At 52.8% G+C, this 24,894-nt stretch carries 20 protein-coding genes and 2 tRNA genes; 5 read left to right on the top strand and 17 right to left on the bottom strand.

Annotation, left to right across the window (positions count from 1 at the left end):
* Positions 1 to 136: 136 nt before the first annotated feature.
* The 7 genes from lpdA to sdhC form a co-directional block, all read right to left on the bottom strand.
* Positions 137 to 1,576 carry a dihydrolipoyl dehydrogenase gene (lpdA, locus tag ACT3TC_RS07405; protein ID WP_172117206.1) on the bottom strand — a complete coding sequence of 480 codons (1,440 nt, stop codon included), beginning with the start codon at positions 1,574 to 1,576 and terminating at the stop codon, positions 137 to 139.
* A 127-nt stretch (positions 1,577 to 1,703) separates the two neighbouring features.
* Positions 1,704 to 3,284 (bottom strand): 2-oxoglutarate dehydrogenase complex dihydrolipoyllysine-residue succinyltransferase, encoded by a 1,581-nt coding sequence (odhB, locus tag ACT3TC_RS07400; protein ID WP_444639624.1) that lies wholly within the window; start codon positions 3,282 to 3,284, stop codon positions 1,704 to 1,706.
* A 40-nt stretch (positions 3,285 to 3,324) separates the two neighbouring features.
* Positions 3,325 to 6,159: a 2-oxoglutarate dehydrogenase E1 component gene (locus tag ACT3TC_RS07395; RefSeq protein WP_172117208.1), complete on the bottom strand. Its 2,835-nt coding sequence runs from the start codon at positions 6,157 to 6,159 to the stop codon at positions 3,325 to 3,327.
* Between the two features lie 349 nt (positions 6,160 to 6,508).
* Positions 6,509 to 7,219 (bottom strand): succinate dehydrogenase iron-sulfur subunit, encoded by a 711-nt coding sequence (locus ACT3TC_RS07390; RefSeq protein ID WP_087106268.1) that lies wholly within the window; start codon positions 7,217 to 7,219, stop codon positions 6,509 to 6,511.
* 27 nt (positions 7,220 to 7,246) lie between these two features.
* Positions 7,247 to 9,019, bottom strand: coding sequence for a succinate dehydrogenase flavoprotein subunit (gene sdhA / locus ACT3TC_RS07385; RefSeq protein ID WP_172117209.1), 1,773 nt, complete (start codon positions 9,017 to 9,019; stop codon positions 7,247 to 7,249).
* A 3-nt stretch (positions 9,020 to 9,022) separates the two neighbouring features.
* Positions 9,023 to 9,370: a succinate dehydrogenase, hydrophobic membrane anchor protein gene (sdhD, locus tag ACT3TC_RS07380; RefSeq protein WP_087106273.1), complete on the bottom strand. Its 348-nt coding sequence runs from the start codon at positions 9,368 to 9,370 to the stop codon at positions 9,023 to 9,025.
* The gene (sdhC, locus tag ACT3TC_RS07375; protein WP_087106275.1) at positions 9,364 to 9,741 is read right to left on the bottom strand and encodes a succinate dehydrogenase, cytochrome b556 subunit; all 378 of its coding nucleotides are present in this window, start codon (positions 9,739 to 9,741) and stop codon (positions 9,364 to 9,366) included. The genes sdhD and sdhC overlap by 7 nt, the downstream gene beginning before the upstream one ends.
* A 498-nt stretch (positions 9,742 to 10,239) precedes the next feature.
* Between sdhC and gltA the strand changes: the two genes are divergently transcribed.
* Positions 10,240 to 11,526 (top strand): citrate synthase, encoded by a 1,287-nt coding sequence (gene gltA / locus ACT3TC_RS07370; RefSeq protein ID WP_172117211.1) that lies wholly within the window; start codon positions 10,240 to 10,242, stop codon positions 11,524 to 11,526.
* 628 nt (positions 11,527 to 12,154) lie between these two features.
* On the opposite strand, the gene ACT3TC_RS07365 is transcribed toward gltA, so the two are convergent.
* From ACT3TC_RS07365 to gltX, 3 genes are all read right to left on the bottom strand, one after another.
* A tRNA-Glu gene (locus tag ACT3TC_RS07365) sits at positions 12,155 to 12,230 on the bottom strand.
* 20 nt (positions 12,231 to 12,250) lie between these two features.
* Positions 12,251 to 12,326, bottom strand: a tRNA-Ala gene (locus ACT3TC_RS07360).
* Positions 12,327 to 12,457: 131 nt separating this feature from the next.
* Positions 12,458 to 13,936: a glutamate--tRNA ligase gene (gltX, locus tag ACT3TC_RS07355; RefSeq protein WP_193054819.1), complete on the bottom strand. Its 1,479-nt coding sequence runs from the start codon at positions 13,934 to 13,936 to the stop codon at positions 12,458 to 12,460.
* A gap of 288 nt (positions 13,937 to 14,224) precedes the next feature.
* On the opposite strand from gltX, the gene ACT3TC_RS07350 reads away from it, so the two are divergent.
* Positions 14,225 to 14,749 carry a helix-turn-helix domain-containing protein gene (locus tag ACT3TC_RS07350; RefSeq protein WP_087106281.1) on the top strand — a complete coding sequence of 175 codons (525 nt, stop codon included), beginning with the start codon at positions 14,225 to 14,227 and terminating at the stop codon, positions 14,747 to 14,749.
* A gap of 22 nt (positions 14,750 to 14,771) precedes the next feature.
* Here ACT3TC_RS07350 and ACT3TC_RS07345 read toward each other — a convergent pair whose 3' ends face one another.
* From ACT3TC_RS07345 to ACT3TC_RS07335, 3 genes are all read right to left on the bottom strand, one after another.
* Positions 14,772 to 15,368, bottom strand: a complete 597-nt coding sequence (locus ACT3TC_RS07345; RefSeq protein WP_226912096.1) for a hypothetical protein — start codon at positions 15,366 to 15,368, stop codon at positions 14,772 to 14,774.
* A 124-nt stretch (positions 15,369 to 15,492) separates the two neighbouring features.
* Positions 15,493 to 16,224 carry an oxygen-insensitive NADPH nitroreductase gene (gene nfsA, locus ACT3TC_RS07340; RefSeq protein WP_172117213.1) on the bottom strand — a complete coding sequence of 244 codons (732 nt, stop codon included), beginning with the start codon at positions 16,222 to 16,224 and terminating at the stop codon, positions 15,493 to 15,495.
* Positions 16,225 to 16,336: 112 nt separating this feature from the next.
* Positions 16,337 to 16,603: a DksA/TraR family C4-type zinc finger protein gene (locus tag ACT3TC_RS07335; RefSeq protein WP_172117214.1), complete on the bottom strand. Its 267-nt coding sequence runs from the start codon at positions 16,601 to 16,603 to the stop codon at positions 16,337 to 16,339.
* 182 nt (positions 16,604 to 16,785) lie between these two features.
* Between ACT3TC_RS07335 and ACT3TC_RS07330 the strand changes: the two genes are divergently transcribed.
* On the top strand, positions 16,786 to 17,553 hold the full coding sequence (locus ACT3TC_RS07330; protein WP_172117215.1) for a class I SAM-dependent methyltransferase: 768 nt from the start codon (positions 16,786 to 16,788) through the stop codon (positions 17,551 to 17,553).
* 91 nt (positions 17,554 to 17,644) lie between these two features.
* Here ACT3TC_RS07330 and ACT3TC_RS07325 read toward each other — a convergent pair whose 3' ends face one another.
* Complete coding sequence (locus tag ACT3TC_RS07325) at positions 17,645 to 19,273, bottom strand: methyl-accepting chemotaxis protein (protein WP_444639623.1); 1,629 nt, start codon at positions 19,271 to 19,273, stop codon at positions 17,645 to 17,647.
* Between the two features lie 157 nt (positions 19,274 to 19,430).
* Positions 19,431 to 20,492, bottom strand: a complete 1,062-nt coding sequence (locus tag ACT3TC_RS07320) for an NAD(P)-dependent alcohol dehydrogenase (protein WP_193056757.1) — start codon at positions 20,490 to 20,492, stop codon at positions 19,431 to 19,433.
* A gap of 205 nt (positions 20,493 to 20,697) precedes the next feature.
* Here ACT3TC_RS07320 and ACT3TC_RS07315 point away from each other — a divergent pair, with 205 nt between their 5' ends.
* A complete protein-coding gene (locus tag ACT3TC_RS07315; RefSeq protein WP_444639622.1) occupies positions 20,698 to 21,591 on the top strand; it encodes an AraC family transcriptional regulator in 894 nt (297 codons plus the stop codon).
* A 20-nt stretch (positions 21,592 to 21,611) separates the two neighbouring features.
* Here ACT3TC_RS07315 and ACT3TC_RS07310 read toward each other — a convergent pair whose 3' ends face one another.
* Complete coding sequence (locus ACT3TC_RS07310) at positions 21,612 to 22,037, bottom strand: VOC family protein (RefSeq protein WP_087106298.1); 426 nt, start codon at positions 22,035 to 22,037, stop codon at positions 21,612 to 21,614.
* 130 nt (positions 22,038 to 22,167) lie between these two features.
* Between ACT3TC_RS07310 and ACT3TC_RS07305 the strand changes: the two genes are divergently transcribed.
* Positions 22,168 to 23,043: a LysR substrate-binding domain-containing protein gene (locus tag ACT3TC_RS07305; RefSeq protein ID WP_444639621.1), complete on the top strand. Its 876-nt coding sequence runs from the start codon at positions 22,168 to 22,170 to the stop codon at positions 23,041 to 23,043.
* Between the two features lie 98 nt (positions 23,044 to 23,141).
* Here the strand turns inward: ACT3TC_RS07305 and mqo are convergent, their stop codons facing one another.
* Positions 23,142 to 24,845, bottom strand: coding sequence for a malate dehydrogenase (quinone) (gene mqo / locus ACT3TC_RS07300; protein WP_444628906.1), 1,704 nt, complete (start codon positions 24,843 to 24,845; stop codon positions 23,142 to 23,144).
* Between the last annotated feature and the right edge of the window lie 49 nt (positions 24,846 to 24,894).

Below are 24,894 nucleotides of genomic sequence, written 5' to 3'. Positions count from 1 at the left end.
ATGCCATTGGTTGCATGTGACTCGAACGACAACCCGTTTTAAAAACGGGCTGTCCCCGTACTTTCGCGCGCTATTTTACAACATGCCCGAAAGTGATGCGCCACCTAATGGTGGCGCCTGGTAGTTACCGCTGAACTTATTTGCGCTTTTTACGATTAGCCATGTGGATTGCATGGCCTTCCACCGCGAGAGCCGCTTCATGAATAGCTTCAGAAGTGCTCGGGTGGGCATAGCAGGTCAACGCTAGATCTTCAGCGCTGGAACCAAATTCCATCGCGATAACGCCTTGGGCAATCAGCTCACCCGCGTGCTGACTGACGATGTGCATGCCCAGAATGCGGTCTGTTTCGGCATCGGCAATAATCTTGGCCATACCTTCAGGCGCATTGTTGGCAAGCGCACGACCGTTGGCAGAGAACGGGAAAGAGCCGGTTTTGACTTCGATGCCTTTCGCTTTGGCATCTTGCTCGGTTATACCTACCCACGCTACTTCAGGCGAGGTGTAGATAACGCTGGGGATGGCGTCGTAATTCATTTCAGCTTTATGGCCAGCGATAATGTCAGCGACCATAACGCCTTCTTCAGACGCTTTATGAGCAAGCATTGGACCACGTACACAGTCACCGATTGCATAAACGCTCGGGACATTAGTACGGCACTGGTCATCGACGAAGATAAAGCCACGCTCGTCAAGCTCAACGCCTACGCCGTCGGCAATCACGCCTTGCGTATAAGGACGACGACCCACACAAACAATCAGTTTGTCGAAGGTCATTTCCTGCTCGCCGTCACCGTCGGTGTACTTAACGACGACTTCGTTGTCCTTGACCTCAGAACCGGTCACGCGTGCGCCCAGTTTGATGTCCAGACCCTGTTTCTTGAGCAGCTTCTGGGTCTCTTTGGCAATCGCGCCGTCAACCATCGGCAAAAAGCTGTCCATGGCTTCAAGAACGGTCACGTCAGAACCTAAACGCTTCCAAACGCTGCCCAGCTCCAGGCCAATAACACCAGCACCGATCACACCCAAACGCTTGGGTACTTCGGTAAACTCAAGTGCGCCTGTAGACGTCACAATCAGGTCGTCGGTCAGCGGCGTCGGCGGAATTTCAACCGGCACGGAGCCTGCGGCGATAACGATGTTGTCAGCCGTGTAGGTCGTGGCATTGCCATCGTGGTCGGTTACTTCAACTTCTGTAGACGAAGTAACTTTACCTTTACCTTCCAGCGAAGTAACACCGTTGGCCTTGAACAGTGCGCTGATGCCGCCCACGTTTTTGTTAATGACCGAGTTTTTGAACTCGAGCATTTTGGCAATGTTAGCCTTCGGCGCGTCAATCTCGATGCCAACTTCAGCAAAGTGATCACGTGCTTCAACAAACTTATGTGAGGTTTCCAGCAGCGCTTTGGAAGGAATACAACCGACGTTCAGGCAGGTGCCGCCGTGAACAGTCTTGCCTTCCTTGTTAACCCATTTTTCAACACAGGCTGTTTTCAGGCCCATTTGCGCTGCACGGATAGCAGCTACGTAACCGCCAGGGCCGGCGCCGATAACGATCACATCAAACTTGTCAGCCATGTTGGCTCCTTTAGCTCGGTGCTCTTCTCTCGTCTTTACATTGCCGAGAGAAGAGCGGTGTGCGACTGCATAAGAAGGGTGGCGCGTATCGAAATATCAATGCGCAAGGATACGTGGTCTACGTACCTTAGACGTCCAGCAGCAAACGTGCCGGGTCTTCCAGCAATTCTTTAAGCGTAACCAGGAAACGTACGGCGTCTTTGCCATCAATCATACGGTGATCATATGACAGTGCCAGGTACATCATGGGGCGAATTTCAACCTTGCCATTAACAGCCATCGGACGATCCTGGATTTTGTGCATCCCCAGAATAGCCGTTTGCGGCGGGTTGATAATCGGCGTCGACATCAGAGAACCGAACGTACCACCATTGGTGATGGTGAAGGTGCCGCCGATCATGTCGTCCATGCCCAGCTTGCCGTCACGACCACGCTTACCGAAATCAACAATCGTTCTTTCGACATCAGCAATTTTCATGCTGTCGGTGTCGCGCAGTACAGGGACCACCAGACCACGGTCGGTGGATACCGCAACACCGATATCCTGGTAACCGTGATACACGATGTCGGTACCGTCGATAGAGGCATTAACATCCGGGAAGCGTTTGAGAGCTTCAGTTGCCGCTTTTACAAAGAAGCCCATAAAGCCCAGCTTGATATCGTGAGCTTTTAGGAAGGTGTCTTTGTACTGCGCACGCAGGGCCATGATCTCAGTCATGTCCACTTCGTTATACGTGGTCAGCATGGCAGCGGTTTGCTGAGCTTGTACCAGACGCTTGGCAATCGTTTGACGCAGGCGGGTCATCGGCACGCGTTTTTCAACACGCTCGCCTTCAACAGCCGCTGGGGTCGCTGCGGCGTTGCTCGGCGCAGAAGACTTGGCAGCACCTTTCTTGGCGGAGCCATCTTTAACGGCTTTTTGCACGTCTTCTTTCAGGACGCGACCGCCTTTGCCCGTACCTTCAATTTTGGCAACGTCAAGGTCGTGCTCGGCAACCAGCTTGCGCGCCGCCGGTGCGACGATCTTGTCGCCCATTTTCTCATCGCTGGCGCCATCGTCAGCAGAGGCGGCTGGCTCTTTATCAGCCGCTGTTGCTACGTTGCTACCGCCACCTTCGGTGAAGACCGCGAGAATTGCTTCGGACTCTACCTGGCTGCCCTCTTCGGCTTTGATTTCTGCCAGCGCACCGTCAGCAGGCGCAACCACTTCCAGTACGACTTTATCGGTTTCGATATCAGCCAGCACTTCATCGCGCTTAACCGCTTCACCGACCTTTTTGTGCCAAGTCGCCACGGTGCCTTCCTGGATAGACTCAGGGAAGCTCGGCGCTTTTACATCATGCTGCTTGCCGCCGCTGGCTTTCTTCTCTTCTGTTTTCTCTTCTTTCTTTTCGTCTTGCTGATCAGCTTTCTCGGCTTTCGGCTCATCAGAAGATGGCTCTTCTTTTTTACCGCTGTCGCCTGAAGCGCTGCCTTCACCGATTTTGCCAAGCACCTGCTCAGACGCGACGCTTTCGCCCTCTTCGGCCATTACGTCAGTCAGGGTGCCCGCTTCAGGTGCCACCACTTCCAGCACCACTTTGTCGGTTTCGATTTCAACAATCAGTTCGTCACGCTCGACGCTGTCACCCGGCTTTTTGTGCCACGTAGCCACAGTACCTTCGGCAACGGATTCCGGAAAGGTTGGCGCTTTGATCTCGGTAGCCATGTCGTTTCCCTTATGGTGTTCTCTAAATCCGGTGGGCGCTTTACAGATTGAAAGCGTCTTCCACCAGCTGGCGCTGCTGTTCAGTATGGACGGACATATAGCCCGCTGCCGGCGCGGCAGAGGCAGGACGTCCTGCAAATTTCAACTCGCGTCCGAGGCCATCTTTAAGCATATCGGCCACTGTACGCATGTGGTGCTGACTGGAGTACCAAGCGCCCTGGTTCAACGGCTCTTCCTGACACCAGACAATATCTTCCACATTGCCATACGCCTGGAGCGCTTCCAGAAGTTCTTCTTTCGGGAAGGGATACAGCTGCTCAAGACGAATGATCGCCGTATCGTTACGCTCATTTTCTGCACGCCAAGCGGCCAGATCATAGTAGACCTTGCCTGAGCACAGAATCGCGCGCGTTACGTTTTCAGCGGCCAGATCCGCTTGATCCGGCAACACCATTTGGAATTTACCGTGAGCAAGATCTTCAAGGCTCGATACCGCTTCCTTGTGACGCAGCAACGACTTGGGCGACATAACAATCAACGGCTTGCGCAGCGGACGAATCACCTGACGACGCAGCAAGTGATAAATCTGCGCAGGTGTCGTCGGCACACAGACCTGCATGTTGTGCTCAGCACACATTTGCAGGAAACGTTCCAGTCGCGCAGACGAGTGCTCTGGACCCTGGCCTTCATAGCCATGGGGTAGCAGCATCGTTAGGCCACATAAACGGCCCCACTTGCTCTCACCAGAAGAGATGAACTGATCAACGACCACCTGTGCACCGTTGAAGAAGTCACCAAACTGGGCTTCCCAAATAACCAGGTCATTCGGCGCAGTGGTGGAATAACCGTACTCAAACGCCAACACAGCTTCTTCTGATAGGAAGGAGTCGTGAATGGTGAAAACCGGCTGACCATCGGCCATGTTTTGCAGCGGCACGTAGGTAGAGCCATCTTTCTGGTTATGAACCACAGCGTGACGGTGCGAGAACGTACCGCGACCCACATCCTGACCAGTAATCCGGATCGGGTGCCCTTGGTCAAGTAACGTGGCGTAGGCCAGCGTTTCAGCAAAGCCCCAGTTCATGGCCATGCCACCGGCCTGCATCTTGCGGCGGTCTTCGTAAATCTTGGCTACCTGGCGCTGCACCTCGACCCCATCCGGAATCTCGCACATTTTCGCAGCCAGTTGCTGAAGACGCTTCATGTCAAAAGACGTATCCGCATCGCCCGTCCACTCATGCCCCAGGTACGGCGCCCAGTCCACAAACAGGGATTGATTGGGCTCCTGAACCAGTGCATTGGCAACGTGGTTACCCGCGACCAGATCATCGCGATACGTTTCCATCATCGCTTTGGCATCATCTTCAGATAGAACGCCCTGGTCAACCAAACGCTTAGCGTAAACCGTACGCGTCGACGCATGATCCTTGATTTTGGCGTACATCAAAGGCTGCGTACCGGACGGCTCATCGGCTTCGTTATGCCCACGGCGACGGTAGCAGACCAGATCAATAACGACGTCTTTTTTGAACTGTTGACGGTAATCCAGCGCCACTTGGGTCGCATGGATAACGGCGTCAGGATCATCACCATTCACATGGAAGATGGGCGCCTGGACCATCTTGGCAATGTCGGTACAGTACTCGGTCGAACGAGCATCCATGGGGTTGGACGTCGTAAAGCCCACCTGGTTATTGATGACGATGTGAATCGTGCCGCCGGTCTTATAGGCCCGGGTCTGAGACATCTGGAATGTCTCCATGACGACGCCTTGACCCGCGAAGGCAGCATCACCATGAATATTGATGGGTAACACCTTGTCGCCGGCAGGATCCTTGCGGCGGTCTTGGCGCGCGCGTACGGAACCTTCAACAACCGGTGCGACAATTTCCAGGTGCGAGGGGTTGAACGACATGGCCAGGTGGACTTCGCCGCCCGGTGACATGACGTTGGAGCTAAAGCCCTGGTGATACTTCACATCACCAGAACCACGCTCAATCACCTTCTTACCATCAAACTCATCAATCAAGTCAGCCGGGTTTTTGCCCAGAATATTGACCAACAGGTTGAGGCGACCACGGTGCGCCATACCGATAACGACTTCCTTCGTACCATAACCGCCAGCACGCTGGATAAGCTCGTCCATCATGGGTACAAAGACTTCACCACCTTCAAGACCAAAGCGTTTGGTACCTGGATATTTGGATGCCAGGTAAGTTTCCAAACCTTCAGCAGCCGTCAGACGCTCGAGCACATGCTTGCGAACATCGTCACTAAACTTGGGAGCACTGCGCACTGATTCGAAGCGCCGTTGTAGCCAGCGTTTCTCTTCTGTGTCCACGATATGCATGAACTCACAGCCGATGGAGCGACAGTACGTCTTCTCCAACGCGTCCACGATCTCACGCAGTGGTGCCTTATCAATACCCAGGAAGAACGAACCGGTCTGGAACTCGGTATCAAGATCAGCCTTGGTCAACTGATGGAATGATAAATCGAGGTCAGGGACGGGGGTAGGATTACGCAGTCCAAGCGGATCGATATCAGCCTTTTGATGACCACGGAAGCGATACGCATTGATCAACTGCAGGACTTTCACCTGCTTTTTGTTCTCACCGCTATCGGCAGCGGCAACTACCCGGCCCGGGCGGCTTTCACGACCTAGCTGGTAGAATTGATCACGAGTCGGGCTTAGTGGAACATCGTGGGAGGCACTGCCCTCAGAACTCGGTAGCTGGTCAAAATAGCTACGCCATTCGTCAGAAACAGCATCTGGATCGGCGAGGTACTGCTCGTAAAGCGCTTCCACGTAGTGGACATTGCCACCACTAACGTGAGAGGAACGCCACATTAACTCCATTATGCCTTGTTGCATCTCTCGGTCACCCTACACTGATGGGGTGGTATCGGCATCGCTGCAAAAAACAACGACATCGCTATTGCCCTGCCGGCGGGGCGGAACATGTACCGGCGGCACCGACCAACGGTCGGAAGCCCTACATAATTGCTATTTCTTAATTACTATTTCTTAACTGCTATTCTTGCTCAGCTCATGCTCAAAAGCCGGTACTCGCAGCACCGGCTTTTAAACTTGACTGCTCATAAAGTGCGGCGACGCGCCGCACTTTATGACAAGCCCTATGATAACAAGCGAAGCGCCACGATTTAAGTAGTAAAACGAGACTTGTTGCGTGGCAATCGCTTTTTATTGACTCACAAGGCGTTTATGTTGCATCTGCGAGCAGCATTTCGCGAATTTTACCGATCGCGCGCGTCGGATTTAAGCCTTTCGGGCAAACCGCTACGCAGTTCATGATGCCGCGGCAGCGGAACACCGAGAACGGATCTTCCAGGCTGGTCAAACGCTCGCGGGTTGCGGTATCGCGCGAATCCGCCAGGAAGCGGTAAGACTGCAGCAAGCCAGCAGGTCCTACGAACTTGTCCGGGTTCCACCAGAACGACGGGCAAGACGTAGAGCAGCAAGCACACAAGATGCACTCGTACAGGCCATCCAACTTTTCACGGTCTTCGGGCGACTGCAGGCGTTCAATGGCGGGCGCTGGCGTTTCATTTTGCAGGTACGGCTGAATACGCTCGTACTGCTTATAGAAAATCCCCATATCCACAACCATATCGCGGATAACCGGCAGACCAGGCAGCGGGCGCAGGATCAGCTTGTTGTTTTTCACAACATCTGACAGCGGTGTAATACACGCCAGGCCGTTTTTGCCGTTCATGTTCATACCATCAGAGCCACAAACGCCTTCGCGGCAGCTACGACGGAATGCCAGACCGCTGTCCTGTTCTTTCATCATATGAAGAACATCCAGCACCATGACATCGCGCCCTTTGGTATCAACCTGGAACTCCTGCATATAGGGCGCGGAGTCGGTTTCCGGATTGTAACGGTATACGGATACCTGAAGATTGGACATTATAACTCCCTCTCGTCAATGCGGAGTTTAGTAGGTACGAACCTTGGGTTCGAACGTATCAACAGTTTTCGGCTTGAAGTTGACGTCGCGCTGCTTCAGCTCTTTGGTGAGCGGGAAGTAGAGCGAGTGTTTCAGCCAGTTGACGTCATCACGGTCTGGGTAATCGTAACGTGAATGGGCACCGCGGCTCTCTTTACGCTCAAGGGCGGCAATTGCCGTCGCTTCGGCCACTTCCATCAGGTTATCAAGTTCCAGCGCTTCTACACGGGCCGTGTTGAAAGCATTGGACTTATCAGGCAGGTGAGCATTGGCAATACGGCTGCGCAGGTTGGCAAGCTTCTCAACGCCTTCCAGCATGTTTTTCTCTTCACGGAATACACCGAAAGAGTTCTGCATGATGTCCTGAAGCTCTGCTTTCAGCGCAGGAATGCTCTCACCGCCTTCCGACTCGTTCCAACGAGTAATGCGCTTCATCGCTGATTCAATATCAGACTCGGAGGCATCCAGGTACTCAATACCTTCGTTCAGCGCGCCTTCAATAAACATACCGGCGGCACGGCCAAACACCACCAGATCCAGCAAGGAGTTTCCGCCCAGACGGTTAGCACCGTGAACAGATACGCACGCTGCTTCACCACAGGCGAACAGACCGTTGATGATCTGGTCGTTGCCGCTTTCGTCCTGCAGAATCGCCTGACCATGAATGTTGGTCGGAATACCGCCCATCATATAGTGGCAGGTCGGCACGACCGGGATCGGGTCTTTCGCTGGATCGACATGAGCAAAGGTCTTTGAAAGCTCAACGATACCTGGCAGACGCTTGCTCAGCACCTCTTCACCCAAGTGATCAAGCTTCAGGAAGACGTGATCCCCCTTCTCGCCACAACCGCGGCCTTCCAGAATTTCCATGACCATGGAACGCGCAACAACGTCACGACCCGCCAGGTCTTTCGCGTTGGGCGCGTAACGCTCCATAAAGCGCTCGCCGTCTTTATTGATCAGGTAGCCACCTTCCCCGCGGCACCCTTCGGTTACCAGCGTGCCCGCACCGTAAATACCGGTCGGGTGGAACTGCCACATTTCCATATCCTGCATCGGGAAGCCCGCACGCAACGCCATACCGATACCGTCACCCGTATTGATCAGGGCATTGGTGGTAGATGCGTAAATTCGGCCAGCACCGCCAGTCGCCAATACAGTGGCCTTGGATTTAACGTGAACAACTTCGCCAGTTTCAATGCACATGGCGATACAACCCACCACGTCACCGTTGCCATTCTTCACCAGATCAACCGCATACCACTCATTCAAGAACGTTGTATTGTTCTTAAGGTTGTTCTGGTAAAGCGTGTGCAGCAGTGCGTGACCGGTACGGTCTGCCGCCGCGCAAGTACGCGCCGCTTGGCCGCCTTCACCGAAATTCTTGGACTGGCCACCGAACGGACGCTGATAGATGCGGCCGTTATCAAAGCGCGAAAACGGCAGGCCCATGTGCTCAAGTTCAAATACAGCTTTCGGGCCTTCAGAGCACATATACTCCGACGCGTCTTGGTCAGCGATATAGTCGCCGCCTTTAACAGTGTCGTACATGTGCCAGCGCCAATCGTCATTGGGATCAGAAGACGCGATAGCGCAGGTAATACCGCCCTGGGCAGAGACAGTGTGAGAGCGTGTCGGGAAAACTTTGGAAAGGACGGCTGTTTGTTTACCGGACTTCGCCAGTTCTAAAGCAGCGCGCAGGCCAGCGCCACCGCCACCGATAATAATGGCGTCAAACGTCAGGCTACGAAGGTTAGACATTTATCAAGCTCCCCACAGAATTTGAATGCCCCAAACCAGGTACACGAAGATAGCCAGAATAATCAGCGTCTGGACACCTACGCGCAGGCCAGTGGACTTAAGGTAATCAGTGGTTACGGTCCACAAGCCAATCCAGGCATGTGCTGCAATGGATATAAAAGCCAGCAATGAGAAGATCCGCATCCACGTTTGGTTAAACAGGCCGCTCCAGGTGTAGTAGTCAAGGTCTGGATTAAACAGCAGATAGGCCACCATAAAGACCGTGTAAACGGCCAGCACCACCGCAGACACGCGCTGCATCAGCCAATCAGACAGTCCGCTTCGGCCAAAACTTGTGACGTTGGTTACCATACCCAAACTCCTGCCAGAATAATTAGAACGGCACTCACCACAACGGTGATCTGTGCTTTTTGCACACCACCTTCTAGTGTCACACCAATATCGGCATCCATTAACAGGTGTTTAATCCCTGCTACAAAATGGAACGCCAGCGCAGAAAGCAGCCCCCAAGCAATGAACTTGGCCAATAGATTATTGGCAAGTGCGCTGCTAACGGCATCAAAGCCTGCTGGAGATGAAAGTGACTTACCCAACGCCCAAAAAGCGAACACCAGGCCAACGAACAGAATAACCCCCGTAATACGGTGGGCAATCGACGTCAGTGCCGGAAGTGGGAAGTGTATCGTTGTTAGATCTAAATTTACGGGTCGTTTGCTATTCACGGCTTATACACACTCTCTTGGCCCGCTCTGCGACAGGTCGGGCATAGCCCGAGCGGGCAGTGGTTGCTGGAAGGGGCTCGGCCGTTTGCCAAGTCGGGCACGACCACCTACCTGCCGGTCGCGCGCCGTGGATTATAAGAACCTTCGCCCCTGCTGACAAACCGAACTCGGACCTAACTCAATTATGTTGCAAAAAAAGCAGCCCGCCCGAGTCGATTTTGCAATGCAGCATCGATATAGTGACAGAGTCACGATAATTTGATAAGCCTGTTAAGGATTCGTCAAATCTCTGGCACCTGGTTACTATAGCTATCATTTGCCATATACAAAAATTGTCTAAGATAATAATTTTGCATAACCATACACGCACCACCCATGCCTAGCGCTTTGCATAATTGACAAAATGTCGCGCGCTCTTATAGTGGGCAAACCTTTTCGCCGGCGCGGCATGCGAAACAATGACTTTACGTCCCAACCCGAATCCGAAAGGAGGCCAACATGGCTGACAGGAAAGCAACATTGACGGTAGACGGTCTTGATAAAACGATCGAACTACCCATGTACTCCGGCACCCTTGGCCCAGACGTTATTGATGTCCGCGGCTTAGGTGCGGAAGGCCTGTTCACCTACGACCCTGGCTTTATGGCCACCTCTTCTTGCCAATCTGCCATCACCTATATTGACGGCGGCAAAGGCGTACTGCTGCATCGCGGCTACCCTATTGACCAACTGGCTAAAGAGTCCAACTTTGTTGAACTGAGCTATACCCTGCTTTTTGGTGAACTGCCCAACGACGAGCAGTACACGGACTTCGCTGCACGCATTCGCAATCACACGATGGTGCACGACCAAATCAACAACTTCTTTAAAGGGTTTCGCCGCGACGCGCACCCCATGTCAATTATGTGCGGCGTCGTAGGCGGCCTTGCGGCGTTCTACCATGACCACATGGATATCACTAAAGAAGAAGACCGCACTATTAGTGCTATTCGCCTGATCGCCAAAATGCCGACTCTGGCGGCCATGTCGCACAAGTATAATGTTGGCCAGCCGTTTAATTACCCGCGCAACGACCTGAGCTATGCAGAGAATTTCCTCTACATGATGTTCAGCAACCCGTGCGAAGAGTACAAGATCAACCCGGTTTACGCGAAAGCGATGGACCGCATTTTCATGCTGCATGCCGACCATGAGCAGAATGCCTCCACCTCTACCGTACGCTTGGCAGGCTCGACCGGCGCCAACCCCTTTGCCTGCATTAGCGCTGGCATTGCGGCACTATGGGGCCCGGCACACGGCGGCGCGAACGAAGCCGTACTGGCGATGCTTGATGAGATTGGCGACGACTCTGAAGAGAATATCCAACGCTTCATTGACAAGGCAAAAGACAAGGAAGACCCGTTCAAGCTGATGGGCTTTGGTCACCGCGTGTATCGCAACTTTGACCCCCGCGCCAAGGTAATGAAAGAGACCTGCGACGAAGTACTCGCCGAGCTGGGCATGGCGAACGACCCGCAGCTTAAAATTGCCAAACGCCTAGAGCAAATTGCACTGGAAGACGAATACTTCATCGAGCGCAAGCTTTACCCGAACGTCGACTTCTACTCTGGCATCATTTTGAAAGCGATGGGCATCCCCACCAATATGTTCACGGTAATCTTTGCCGTATCACGCACGATTGGCTGGATCTCCCACTGGAACGAAATGTTGAGCGAAAGCTATAAAATTGGTCGTCCGCGTCAGCTTTACACTGGCCATGACCAACGCGATTACCCGTCGAAATAATTTTCGACGGTTGAATCTTCAAGAAGGCCACCCTCGGGTGGCCTTCCTTGTTTAAGCGTCTCTGCTTGTATATGACCACCCTCCAAGCCTAACAACTCCCGCAAGCCACTCCCTTCTAAACACGTTCGAATACGTGCGCTAGACGCGTACTCTGACCTCATTAGCACGACATCCAACAACGCCTCTCCAAACGCGCACGCTTCACCTCATTCAATAGACGAAAACGCCAGCCAAAAAGCGAGCAAAAGGCCGTAATAGCGCTTGACTTTTTTAAGAGCCAGGTTGGAAAAATGTTTTCCACACTATCTGTGGATAACCTTGTTCATAACCTCTCACAAATGCCCCTGAATCGCCATGAACAGTGACCTCCCCTTAAATTGGTCATTTTTTGACCGCATGTAAGTCATTGTTTTTAAACAAGATAAGTTAATTCGGATATTTTTCGCGGGTGCAGCACAGGGCTGCGCACAACCTTTAGCAAAGACCACCAAAAGTGGACAAGTCAAGCGAAAATACCACAAATAAAGTGAGGATTTAGCGGCTCAGCTAGATAACAGGCAGGAAAAAACGCAGCAAATGAAAGAGTTCATTACTACATCAATATGGGGATAGAAGAGTATAAAAGAGATGGCGTCCCATAGGGGGTTCGAACCCCTGTTACCGCCGTGAAAGGGCGGTGTCCTGGACCACTAGACGAATGGGACGTTACGACAAACAAACTAAATGGTGGAGCCTAGCGGGATCGAACCGCTGACCTCAACACTGCCAGTGTTGCGCTCTCCCAGCTGAGCTAAGGCCCCACATGTCCTGAAGACGGAGCGTATAATACTGATTACGCTCGTCTTCGTCAAGGCTATTAATACCCCAGAAAAACGCCAGACGCCTAACGTCAATGGAGAATGGCGTTTCCTGCAGCCATTAGCTGAACGACTTACAGATCGCGGTACTCTTTTTCAAAACGTTTCGCTTGTTTCTTGGAAACGCCACCCAGCACATCAATAGCGTTGCGCAGACGCGCACGAGTGATATCGGAACCCAGAATCGCCATGGCATCCATAACAGACGTGCTTGAGCTACTGCCTGTAATCGCAATAAAAATCGGCGCCAGAAATGCTTTCATTTTAAGCTCGAAATACGCTGACAAGCTCTTTACTTCGGCCAGCAGCGCTTCTTTATCCCAGGCAGGTAGCACCTCGAAGCGCCAGACCAGGAACTGCAGCAATTTCACTAACTCGTCTTTCTCCAGCTTAATACTGGCGAAGTCATCTTCTGTAAGCGTAGGCAAGCCTGAGAAGAAGTGCCCGGCTAGCGGCATGATTTGTGAAAGTGTTTCTACGCGTGGACGTACCTGGGGCAAAATTTGCCTTACATAGGCATCATTAAACGCCCATTCGCGCAGCGCAGTAAGCAGCGCATCATCATCCAGGTCCTCGCGGATATAAACACCGTTGAGCCAGGTAAGCTTCTCAAGATCAAACACCGGGCCGCCCAGCGATACACGCTGAATATCAAACTCGGCCATCATATCGGGTAAACTAAATTTCTCGCGCTCATCCGGCATGGACCAGCCCATACGGCCGAGGTAATTGGTAACCGCTTGAGGCAAAAAGCCCATCCGGCGATAGAAATTAATCGACGTGGGATTTTTACGTTTGGAAAGCTTGGATTTGTCGGGGTTACGCAAAAGCGGCATATGGCATAGCTCAGGCATTTCCCAACCAAAGTATTCATATAACAGCTGGTGTTTGGGTGCAGAGTTAATCCATTCTTCGCCACGCAGCACATGCGTGATTTCCATTAAATGGTCATCTACCACATTCGCCAAATGGTAAGTAGGCATGCCGTCCGACTTGAGCAGTATCTGCGCGTCAACTTGTGCCCACTCCACTTCAATCGTACCGCGCAGCATATCGTTTACTACACAGACACCTTCGCTGGGCACGTTCATACGCACGACATAAGGCCAGCCTTCCTGCTGCCGGCGTGCAGCTTCTGCGTCATCCAAAGCCAGGTCACCCGGCTTGAGCGCCAGATGCAAGCCTGCTGCCTTACGCGACTCACGCAGCTCATCCAGCTCTTCTGCAGTGCGGTAGCATTTAAACGCATGGCCAGCGTCCAGCAACTGTTGAGCATGCTGCGCATAAATATCGCCACGTTCGCTTTGGCGGTACGGACCGTGTGGGCCGCCAACGTCAGGCCCCTCATCCCACTCCAACCCAAGCCAGCGCAAGGAGTCCAGAATCATCTGCTCTGACTCAGGCGTTGAGCGTACGCGGTCCGTATCTTCAATGCGCAAAATAAACTGCCCGCCATGCTGACGCGCAAAGCATAAATTGAACAGCGCAATATACGCCGTGCCAACGTGGGGATCCCCCGTCGGGGAAGGTGCAATGCGAGTACGAACGGTCATCAAGACATCCTTATAGCGAGAAAGCGTAGCGATATTATACCTACCCTACGCATAACCAACAGCGCTGTAGATGGAACGACTTTCATATTAAAGCGTCTTACAAAAAGTAATACGGTTATAAGATTACAAGATGCGCGACACTGAACAATCGCTTAGTATGGCGCGGCGTCGATGATCGGCGATCATGCTTATAAAAAGTGCTTAAACGCACTAAGCGTGCTCACATCGCTGCAACTGTGGTTGAAGTAAACTTAACGAGCTTACACAGCTCAATTATAGGAAATCGAAATGGAATCGCTAGGCTCACGTATTAAGCAATTGCGTCTTAGGGCCAAGCTCAACAAAGCTGCCCTAGCACGTAACGTTGGCGTGTCGGATGTTACTATTTCCTACTGGGAATCAGGTGCAATTAAACAAATTGGTCACGAGCGTTTGGTCGCTCTAGCCGAGGCGTTGGATTGTTCACTTGCTACCTTGCTGGAAGGCGACACCGCCCCTCAACTGTTGACGTTGAAACACACTGGCCCCCTCCCCTGGGAACAGGTGCAAGCAACGACAATTACCGTTCCACACCATTTAGCGTTAAATATCGACTGGAAAGCACCCTGTGTTATGGCAACGCCAGATTCAGGCACTGACTTTTCACCCGTCGCAGCCAATGATTTACTGCTGCTGGGCCCGACGCACGTATTTCATAAAGCCGGGCATTATCTTGTCAGTCGCGATGAGCGTTTTGTACTTGAGCACTTTGCAAAAGCGCCTTCTGACGTAGAAATACATGCGGTACTGTTAGCCCATTGGCGTTCTGTCTAAAGCATCTACATCCCCGTAAATGTTAATGCACTTCCACCTGGTCACGTGTTCGTCTTGGTTCCTCCCCCACCAAGAAACGGCGTGAGTAGGTGGCCACTTGACCCAACCCATGGCGGGATTGGCTAACCAGCTCTCCCGCCAAATTCTCCCCGCGATTACCGATCACGGCTTGTACGGTTTGAGGCTGCACACTGGCTTCGGAAAGCTGCACCTGTACGATATAGCCACCATCCGGCAAACCGCTCCCTGAACCAAATGGACCGGCAATAAAGCCTCCGTCACTAACCCGCGCACGCGCCCTCCAGCGCACACGACTCACTTCGCGCTCGACAATAACCTGCACCTGCGCCTGATCAGGTAGATTGGTTTCTCCCTCCACCATCAGGCGCCGATCAGGACGCAAGGCAACCGATGTCGAAATAGCGACTTCCAAGGGTACGATGGTCGCAGGCTCTTCCGCTACAGAAGCGTCAGCCGGTTGCGTGCTGGTAGCTGTCTGTTCAGATACATTACTCGGGGGTTCATCTTCGGAACCGCTGCATCCTGCAGCCGACATCGTCACCACCATTAATAGGCCAAAGCCCGTTTGTCGCGTATACCCTGTTCGTAACTTACACATAGTGCTTCCTCAAAAACGGCGGCTTCCAGATTATCACTGCCACCTGCTGGTAGCAGTGAATTTGATCACTCATGAAGCATCAGGAAGAGGAGCGATGGCAGTCATAAGCAAGGTGCCGTTTGGGCTACTTCATTTCAAAGCCACGCTGAATCAAGAAGTCGCGCATATGGGGTCGTAGTTTGTTATCAAACAGCGGCTTCAGGTTTTGTGACCAATCGGTGTCTTTATTGCCACTGCTACGCGACTGATAATACGCCTGCATGGTGTCATCAAACGCTTGCACCTGCGCACTGTCGTCGCTGTAGTAGTCTTCTTTTAAGATCGCTTCAACCGGCAGGCGGGGCTTTACCTCCGGCTCATGAGACGGATAGCCAAGGCACATACCAAATACAGGGTAAACATGCTCAGGCAGCTTTAACAGATCGCTAACCGCTTGGGGGTTATTGCGAATACCGCCAATATAACAGATGCCCAGCCCTTCTGATTCAGCAGCTGTCGCAACATTCTGCGCCATTAAAGCAGTGTCTACCGTGGCTACCAACAGCTGTTCTGTCATCCCTCGAACAACGTTGGAACCCGCCCGCTCAGATGCCTCGGTTGGGCGCTTCATATCAGCACAGAAGACCAGAAAGTCCGCACAGCTGGCAATATAAGGCTGGCCACCCGCTAACTCAGCAATCTGCTCGCGATTAGCCGGATTTGTAACATGAATAACCGTATAGGCTTGAACATGACTGGACGTTGCCGCGCCTTGACCCGCCTGGATAAGTTCGATCAGAAGCTCTCGTGCAATCGGCTGATCCTTGAATTTTCGAACTGAACGGTGGGATTTCAAGAGTTTAATAACGTCGTTCATGGTACCTCGCCTTTATAAATCAGTATCGCTTATCAACACTAGAGTCGCACAGCCGCACGCTAATAGCCTACTGCTAAACGCTTTTATCCAATAAGCGCAAACATGGGCTTGCTTAGCGAAGCTGGCTGTCTTTACTACCTCGGCGATTATAGCTGCTAGCATTCGACTGTTTTTTGTCGTGCTCGTTCTGGCAAACAACGCATAGCCGAACCCCGGGGACTGCAAGGCGACGCGCTTCAGGAATCACCTCATCGCACTCCTCACAATACTTACGGCTTTTACCCTGCGGCAACCGACTGCGGGCAAGCTCGACAGCATCATCCAGTGTTCTTTCGATTTGCTCTTGTTCGGCACCCTCTTTTGCCCATCCGCCTGCCATTATTGAACTCCCTACTCGCTATTCTATCTATCAAGGTAGCAGCTATCGGCAGGTCACGAATATGCCACTAATGGAATCGCTTAGCGTTAAGAAATTTTCTTTACATACAAGGATGTTGTAGCGCTTCAGGCTATACTCTTTGATAATCCCCTGATGAAACATAACGATGCTAGGAAGCTGCCATGAATAACATTAAATCTGATGCCTATGGTCAAGAGTGGAATGCTGGACAATATGCGGAAAATGCCCATTTTGTTCCCAAATTAGGCAGTGACGTCGTAAAGCTGCTCTCGCCACAGCCAGGCCAGCGCATTTTGGATCTGGGCTGCGGCGACGGCGCATTAACCGAACGCTTAATGCATCTTGGTGCTGATGTATTAGGCATTGACTCATCAGAGGAAATGGTGACAGCCGCACGTCAACGCGGCGTTACTGCTCGCGTTGTTGATGCCCATGAGCTTCCGTTTGACCACGAATTTGATGCCGTTTTCAGTAACGCCTCACTGCATTGGATGCTGGACCCTCAGGCTGTTCTTTCTGGCGTTAAGCGTGCTTTAAAACCAGGCGGGCGGTTCGTGGCTGAGTTTGGCGGGCACGGTAATGTCGCGGCTATTTGTACCGCGCTCATTGCTTCGCTTCAGTTTCGGGGTATTAGCGCTCGCGGTCGGCACCCTTGGTATTTTCCGACCACGGAAGAGTACGCGCACCTGCTGCAAACGGTTGGTTTTCAGGTAGATTCAATTGAGCTGCTTCCGCGCCCTACCGCGTTACCGGCGGGGATGACAGGCTGGCTTGAAACCTTCGCCAATCCGTTTTTACATGGATTAGAAGATGATCTTCGAGACTCAATTATGGATAACACCATGATTCTTCTTGGCCACAGCTTAAAAGATGGCCAAGGAAACTGGACAGCAGATTATGTCCGCTTACGCGTCTCGGCCCACGTATAACCTGTTACAGGCCGCCTGCCAGAGCAACATGCTTTGTAGCCCTGGCAGGCTCCAACCCCCATTCTTAAAACAGCTAGAGTAGTTAAAACAGTTAAAACGCGTCCCACTCCTCAGCTGCGCTCTCTTTTATGACGGCTGTTTTCGCAGGCAGTTGGTTTGATGAGGTGGCAGGTGCTTGCTCATCTAGCCGAAACGTCGCTATCAACGTGGCTAACTGCTGCGCCTGGTCTTCAAGCGCGCTGGCTGCACTACTGGTTTGTTGCACCAGGGCAGCATTTTGCTGCGTGACCGAGTCCATTTCAGTGAGTGCGGCATTAATCTGTTCAATGCCCCCATCCTGCTCACGACTTGCCGTGGATATCTCGCTCATCAACGTGGTCACCTGCCCAATCGCCTGCACCGTTTGTTGAATCGTATGTCCACTGCGTTCAGCCTGTTCCGCGCCGCCGTTAATTTGTGATGTTGTTTGCCCAATCAAGTCACGAATTTCTTTGGCGGAGGCGGCACTGCGCGTAGCCAACGAGCGCACCTCACTGGCAACAACCGCAAACCCACGCCCCTGCTCCCCGGCTCTAGCAGCTTCAACCGATGCATTAAGTGCCAGGATATTGGTTTGAAAAGCAATCGAGTCAATAACCCCGATAATGTCGTTAACGCGGCTTGCGCTGGCTGCAATGTCACGCATCAACTGTACCGTGCGCTGCACTTCTTCGCCGCTAGCTTCCGCTGATTGAGAGGCAGCAATCGACAGCTGGTCTGCAGTGTGAGCGGTTTCTGCGTTTTTGCTCACGGTCGCTGACATTTGCTCCATGCTGGAAGCTGTTTGCTGCAGCGCAGATGCCTGCTGCTCAGTGCGCGAAGAGAGGTCCTGACTGCCCGATGAGATATCGCCCGCGCCATTAAAAACGCTCTCGCTACTACTGCGTAGAGAGTGCACCAGTGCTTTCAGCTTGGCCTGCATGTCCGCCAGGGCGCTGAACAATTGGCCCACCTCGTTACGCCCTCGCGCTTCAATGCGGTCGGTCAAGTCTCCTTCGGCAATGGTGGCAAAATGCGCTATTGCCTGGTTAAGTGGGCGCACGACGCTGTGCATCATGGCCATACGGATAATAGTGGCGGCCACTAACGACAGGATGAGCAGCGCTAACGCAATCACGCCGACCGTTTGGGTCAAACTCCCCACCTGCTCGATCACGCGCTGCCCCCGCGCTTCGGTGTAAGCGATAAAACCGTTCATGGCCTCATCCAGCCGTACACCACTCTCGCCTAATTCCTCCTGGTGACGCTGCACCTGGAACGGCGGAGCCTCCAATAGGGGCACAATGCCGTCGGTAACAAATGCCTCGTAGCTTAAAACAACAGCCTCACGGTAGCTGGCAAGCTCACTCTCTTCTGGCACCGACAGCGCACTGAATTCATCAAAATTCGCTTGGGCCATTGCTACGGCCTCAATCGCCAGTTGGAGGCTTTCCAGGCCTTTATCAGGACTGCCTTGCGTACTGAAGCTTGCAAAACGGTCCAGGAATGTTTGTGCTCTGAGTGCATTGACTTGGGTACGGTTGGCAAGATTGGTTAACCGAACATTGACATCGGCTAACTCCTCAAGCGCTCGGCCGCTGGTGTGATTGGCATAAAACCCCAATCCACTTATCAGTCCTATCATCAATACCATCAGCGCGAGCGCTGCGGTCAAAGTCCACTTAATAGAGAGATGTCTCATCCAATTGATTCCCTTGCCGTTTATGGTTGTTTATTACTATCGGCAAGAGTAAACCAAGCTGAAGTACTTTATGTGCCACTATCAACCTATGTATAACTAAAAGGCATAAAAAAACCCACCATGGCTTAGGCCACGATGGGTAAGTACCGATGCTTTTTTAAGCAGCAGTATTTTTAAGGGTTGCCATATCAATCACGAAACGATAACGCACATCGCCTTTCGCCATGCGCTCAAACCCTTCGTTGATATTATTGATATCCAACATTTCGATATCACACGTGATGTTTTGCTCGGCACACAGTGTTAAAAGTTCTTGTGTTTCAGCAATGCCACCAATTAAAGAACCTGCCACGACACGACGCTTGAATACCAGATTGAAGGCTTCAACAGGAGGCTCGATAGGCTCCAGCAAACCAACAAGAATATGCGTACCGTCGTATTTAAGCGCCTTTAGGTAAGGGTTTAGGTCGTGCTGAACAGGTACGGTATCCATCATGAAGTCAAAGCTCTCAGCCACGGCTTCCATCTGTGCTGGGTCGCTTGAAACCACCACATGGTCGGCGCCATTACGCCTGGCTTCTTCTACTTTGGCATCGGAACGGGTAAAGACGGTCACTTCTACGCCAAGTGCTTTGGCCAGTTTCACAGCCATATGGCCCAAACCGCCCATACCGATAACGCCCAGCTTATGTCCTTTGCCGATACCAAAGTGCTTAAGCGGCGAATAAGTAGTGATACCTGCGCATAGAATAGGGGCTGCAGAGGCAAGGTCGATGCCATCAGGCATGCTCAACACGAAATGTTCGCTCACCACGATGCTATCGGAATAACCACCCTGGGTAATCGTGTCGTCCTGGCGATCTTCGCTACCGTAGGTCATGGTGGACCCTTCCAGGCAGTACTGTTCAACGCCATCGTTACAGGCACTACAGGTGCGGCAAGAATCAACCATGCAGCCAACGCCCACTAAATCGCCTGCTTTAAAACGGCTCACCTGACTGCCTACCGAGGTGACTCGGCCTACAATTTCATGCCCCGGCACGACCGGGTATTGGCTCATGCCCCAATCGTTCTGAGCAAAGTGCAGGTCGCTATGACAAACACCGCAGTAAAGAATTTCTATGGCGACATCATCGGCACGCGGTTGACGACGTTCGAATGAAAAAGGCGCTAACGGTTTATCCGCCGCAAAAGCAGCGTAGGATTTAGCTTGGCTCATCAGATAAAACTCCTTAAATCGGTGATCCTCGTAACCGTGAGGACGCCTGACCATTATTCGCCGATTAAACCGCAATAACGATGAGCGAAGCTCCGTATTTTTTGCCTATTTCTCCAAATCAATGTGATGAAATAACAAAAACAAACCGATATTATGGCACTATTATCCGAATCCACCCATTTTTGCACGTTTCTGGCAGGTCTCCATGAGTTCGTTGCTTCCTACCTACCCGCCCTTGGCGCGCACTATTGCAGCGCTAACCCAGGCAGACGGCATCACTCAGACGCACCTACCGGGCGTCTCGCTGCTGTGCTTGGGGCGCCATCAAGCTCGCACTCCGTTACTGTACGAGCCCAGCTTGACCGTTATCGCTCTGGGCCGGAAAGTGGGCTATCTGGGAGATCGTGAAATTCACTACAACCCCGGCCACTACCTGGTACAGACCCTGCCGCTGCCGTTTGAGTGTGAAACTCATGGCTCACCCGAAGCACCACTACTGGGTATTTCAGTAAAGCTGGATCCGCCCCTGTTAAGCGAGATGGTCATGGCTATGGGCGATGCCGGCGCACCCGCCCTTTCTCCCAAGCCCATGGCATCCGTTGCCATGACAGAAGGTATGCAGCATGCTGTTGCCCGCTTGGCAAACACGCTGAAATGCGAAACAGAGTGCGCGGTCATGGGGGTGTCGCGCATCCGCGAGGTGGTTTTCGAGGCGCTGAAAGGAGAACAGGGGCCCGCACTCAGGGCGCTGGTGAACGGCCAAGGGCACTATTCACGCATTGTGCAGGTGCTATCGAAGCTTCACGTAAACTTCGCCGATGAGTTTACGGTTGAACAGCTGGCTCAGCGAGCCAGTATGAGCGTTTCGACGTTCCATCACTATTTCAAGCAGATTACTCGCGCCTCGCCTGCCCAGTACCTAAAGCGGCTGCGGTTGATAAAAGCCCAGCAGCTTCTGTCGCAGCAGGGCCATAATGTCAACCAGGCGGCATTGGCGGTCGGCTATCGCAGCGTGCCGCAATTCAGCCGAGACTATAAACGCTACTTTGGCGAATCTCCCCTGCAACATCGCCGCCAAGAGCAGATGCTGCAAGGGTAGTTATCGCTTACTTGGCAAGCTCACTTTGCAAATATTTGGCTCTTGTCCTTAAACGCCTTGAACTCTAGCGCGTTGCCACAGGGGTCGAGCAGGAACATGGTGGCTTGCTCGCCCACTTCACCTTTAAAGCGTACGTAAGGCTCAATCACAAAGACGGTGTTGCGTGACGTCAAGCGCTCGGCAAGTGCTTCCCACTCATCCCACTCTAAAATTACGCCGAAATGCGGCACCGGTACGTCGTGGCCATCTACCGGGTTGGTATGGGCATTCTCTTGGCTGGGCGTTTTAGGGTGGCCGTGAATTACTAGTTGGTGACCAAAAAAGTTGAAGTCGACCCAGTTGTCACTGGAGCGCCCTTCTTCCAGACCAAAAACGTCGTTGTAAAAAGCCCGGGCTAGCGCTACATCGTAAACCGGGATGGCCAAATGAAAGGGGGAAAGGCTCATAGTGGTCTCCTGCTCGCTCTCGTTATGTAATGAGTGACACGAAGTGCCAACCCGCGATGGTCATCCTAGGCCGAGCTTTATAAAAATAAAATCAATATCTTTTTCTTCAACTCACAAATATTATTTATCAATGATACGAGAGCTTAAAACCCTAACAGCCGTCGCTCAAGAAGGTACCTTTGCCTCGGCAGGCCAGAAAATCGGCTTAACGCAAGCGGCTGTTAGCGCACAGATGAAGCGGCTGGAAGCACAGCTGGGCGTTACCCTGTTTGTCCGAAAAGGGCGTGCGGCGGTATTAACGGCGCAAGGCCAGGACGTTCTTCAACAGGCGTATACCCTACTCGCCCTTTACCGGACACTTGGCGAAGCCAATACCGATACGCCTGCCAGCACGCCGGTGAACATAGGCGCTATTGCCTCCATTCAGCGCTCGCTACTGCCCAGTGCCTTGGCCCGTTTTCACCGAGCCTATCCCGACTGCCGGAGCCGCGTGGTGCCGGGGCTCTCCATGGCGCTGGTCAATCAGGTGGATGCAGGCGAGCTTGATATGGCGGCCATTATTCGCCCGCCTTTCTCACTGCACAGCGATTTACGCTGGACACCACTAGCCCATGAACCTTACCGCCTAATCGTCCCGGCCTTAACGGAAGGCGATGATTGGCGCAAGCTGCTCAGCCGCGAGCCTTTTGTGCGTTACGACCGCACCTCGTTTGGCGGCCGCCAAGTCGACCGCTTTTTACGCGCCCAGCACTGTCATGTGCATGAGCTGTGTGAGGTGGACGAGCTGGATACCATTATCCAATTGGTGGCCAACGGCGTGGGCATTGCCCTGGTGCCAGAGGTAGCCGCCCTGCAGCCCTGGCCACCAGCGGTGCGCGCCATCCCGCTGGGTGAACATACGTTTCATCGGGATGTAGGATTGATTCATCGCGCAAGCAGCCAGTTAAGTGCCCCAGCCCGCGCGCTTGCCCAGCTGATTTGTGAAGCTGCCAATCCCCACTATTGAATCCAAAAAAAAACGCTAGCCCCTTAAAAAGGGGTTAGCGTTATCGACCACACCTGACATGGCACACTAGTGCATTCAGGGCTTAAGCAGGCAAAACCTTACAGAGCAACTTCTTCTGTTTCGGCGTCCTGCTCTTCGCTTTGTGCATCAGCGTTTTCGTCAGCGCTGCTCTCATCACCGGCATCAGAGGCTTCTGATTCAGGCTGCGCGTTTTCAACTTCCGCTTGAACGTCTGTATCTGTTTCAGCAGCATTCATCGGCTCATTCAGCTTAAGCGCTTCTGCCGTGTATACCCGCATTTCACGCAGCAGCTCCGGATTTTCAGAAAGACGCTGGCCGTAAGACGGTACGATTTCGGTCAGCTTTTCCTGCCACGCATCGCTTTGCACTTGCTCAGCAAACACGTTTTCCAGCAAATGCAGCATAATGGGCGGCGCGGTTGAGGCACCGGGTGAAGCCCCCAGAAGTGCAGCGATTGAGCCGTCTTCAGCACTTACCACTTCGGTACCAAACTGCAGCAGGCCGCCATGTTCAGGGTCGTTCTTGATGATTTGAACCCGCTGACCGGCGGTCCAAAGCTTCCAGTCATCGCTGTTCGCTTCAGGGAAAAAGTCCTGCAGCGCTTCAAAGCGGTCGTCATCGGACATCATTACCTGACCCACTAGGTAGCTCACCAGATTGAAGTTATGCAACCCCACCTGGGTTGTCGGCCAGATATTGTTAAATGTTATGGAGCCAAACAGGTCGGTCCAGGAGCCTTCTTTCAAGAACTTGCTTGAGAACGTGGCAAATGGGCCAAAAAATAGCGCAGGCTCGCCATCCAGGTTGCGGAAGTCCAGGTGCGGAACCGACATCGGCGGAGAACCTTCACCGGCTTTGCCATACACTTTGATCTGGTGCTGGGCGACAATCTCAGGGTTAGTGGTGTAAAGGAACTGGCCACCCACCGGGAAGCCGGCGTAAGCGTCCGCTTCCGGAATACCGGATTCCTGAAGTAGCGGCAGCGCAGCACCGCCCGCACCAATGAACACAAACCGGGAATCGATGGTGGTTTCATCACCGCTTTCCAGGTTTTTGATCGTCACGTGCCAGGTATCGTCGTCGTTACGCTCAAGACCGCGCACTTCACTGTTAAGCGAAAGCGTGAAGTTATCGCTATCGCCCAGGCCTTCGACCATCTGGCGAGTCTGCGCGCCGTAGTTAACTTCCGTACCCATCTGCATACGAGTCGCGGCAACCGGCGTGTTCTCATCACGGCCAGCCATCACTAACGGCATCCACTCAGCGATTTCCTGGCGATCTTCCGAGTATTCCATGCCTTCATAAAGCGGGTTTTCGGTCATGCGTGCGTAGCGTTCGCGCAGGAAAGCGACATCGTCTTCCCCCCACACCAACGCATGATGCGGCACCGAATTAATAAAGGCTTTTGGGTCGCTCAGGATGCCCTGATCGACCTGGTGGGCCCAGAACTGGCGGGAAATTTCAAACTGCTCGGTAACGTTAACCGCACGCTCAATTTCAACGTGGTCGCCATCACCCGGCGTATAGTTCATTTCCATGAAGGCAGAGTGGCCGCTGCCTGCGTTGTTCCAGGCATTGGAACTCTCTTCAGCGACCTGGCCCAAGCGCTCGTAAAGATGGATATCCCAGTCGGGTTCTAATTCTTGAAGATAGGTACCTAGTGTGGCGCTCATGATACCGCCACCAATTAATACAACATCAACAGGCTCATCCGCCGCAACGGGCATCGCTGCAAACGCTAAAAGCGGTGTGCAGAGTAAAAAACGTAAATGTTTATGCATGTCATATCCTGACGATACAGAAATAACTTGCCGAAGCTATAATTGCCCG

It is taken from the genome of Halomonas sp. AOP27-A1-41 (assembly GCF_052378605.1).
Taxonomy (GTDB): domain Bacteria; phylum Pseudomonadota; class Gammaproteobacteria; order Pseudomonadales; family Halomonadaceae; genus Vreelandella; species Vreelandella citrativorans.
The sequence above is the reverse complement of the archived record's forward strand: the minus strand, read 5'-3'. Positions and strand labels throughout refer to the sequence as shown.

Excerpts from the sequence above, each read along its gene's own strand:
- ACT3TC_RS07395 (WP_172117208.1), bottom strand. The coding sequence starts at position 6,159 with ATGCAACAAGGCATAATGGAGTTAATGTGGCGTTCCTCTCACGTTAGT.
- ACT3TC_RS07350 (WP_087106281.1), top strand. The coding sequence starts at position 14,225 with ATGGAATCGCTAGGCTCACGTATTAAGCAATTGCGTCTTAGGGCCAAG.
- ACT3TC_RS07320 (WP_193056757.1), bottom strand. The coding sequence starts at position 20,492 with ATGAGCCAAGCTAAATCCTACGCTGCTTTTGCGGCGGATAAACCGTTA.
- ACT3TC_RS07305 (WP_444639621.1), top strand. The coding sequence starts at position 22,168 with ATGATACGAGAGCTTAAAACCCTAACAGCCGTCGCTCAAGAAGGTACC.
- nfsA (WP_172117213.1), bottom strand. The coding sequence starts at position 16,224 with ATGAACGACGTTATTAAACTCTTGAAATCCCACCGTTCAGTTCGAAAA.
- ACT3TC_RS07390 (WP_087106268.1), bottom strand. The coding sequence starts at position 7,219 with ATGTCCAATCTTCAGGTATCCGTATACCGTTACAATCCGGAAACCGAC.
- gltA (WP_172117211.1), top strand. The coding sequence starts at position 10,240 with ATGGCTGACAGGAAAGCAACATTGACGGTAGACGGTCTTGATAAAACG.
- gltX (WP_193054819.1), bottom strand. The coding sequence starts at position 13,936 with ATGACCGTTCGTACTCGCATTGCACCTTCCCCGACGGGGGATCCCCAC.
- ACT3TC_RS07345 (WP_226912096.1), bottom strand. The coding sequence starts at position 15,368 with ATGTGTAAGTTACGAACAGGGTATACGCGACAAACGGGCTTTGGCCTA.
- sdhD (WP_087106273.1), bottom strand. The coding sequence starts at position 9,370 with ATGGTAACCAACGTCACAAGTTTTGGCCGAAGCGGACTGTCTGATTGG.
- odhB (WP_444639624.1), bottom strand. The coding sequence starts at position 3,284 with ATGGCTACCGAGATCAAAGCGCCAACCTTTCCGGAATCCGTTGCCGAA.
- ACT3TC_RS07325 (WP_444639623.1), bottom strand. The coding sequence starts at position 19,273 with ATGAGACATCTCTCTATTAAGTGGACTTTGACCGCAGCGCTCGCGCTG.
- mqo (WP_444628906.1), bottom strand. The coding sequence starts at position 24,845 with ATGCATAAACATTTACGTTTTTTACTCTGCACACCGCTTTTAGCGTTT.
- ACT3TC_RS07335 (WP_172117214.1), bottom strand. The coding sequence starts at position 16,603 with ATGGCAGGCGGATGGGCAAAAGAGGGTGCCGAACAAGAGCAAATCGAA.
- lpdA (WP_172117206.1), bottom strand. The coding sequence starts at position 1,576 with ATGGCTGACAAGTTTGATGTGATCGTTATCGGCGCCGGCCCTGGCGGT.
- ACT3TC_RS07310 (WP_087106298.1), bottom strand. The coding sequence starts at position 22,037 with ATGAGCCTTTCCCCCTTTCATTTGGCCATCCCGGTTTACGATGTAGCG.
- sdhA (WP_172117209.1), bottom strand. The coding sequence starts at position 9,019 with ATGTCTAACCTTCGTAGCCTGACGTTTGACGCCATTATTATCGGTGGC.
- ACT3TC_RS07330 (WP_172117215.1), top strand. The coding sequence starts at position 16,786 with ATGAATAACATTAAATCTGATGCCTATGGTCAAGAGTGGAATGCTGGA.
- ACT3TC_RS07315 (WP_444639622.1), top strand. The coding sequence starts at position 20,698 with ATGAGTTCGTTGCTTCCTACCTACCCGCCCTTGGCGCGCACTATTGCA.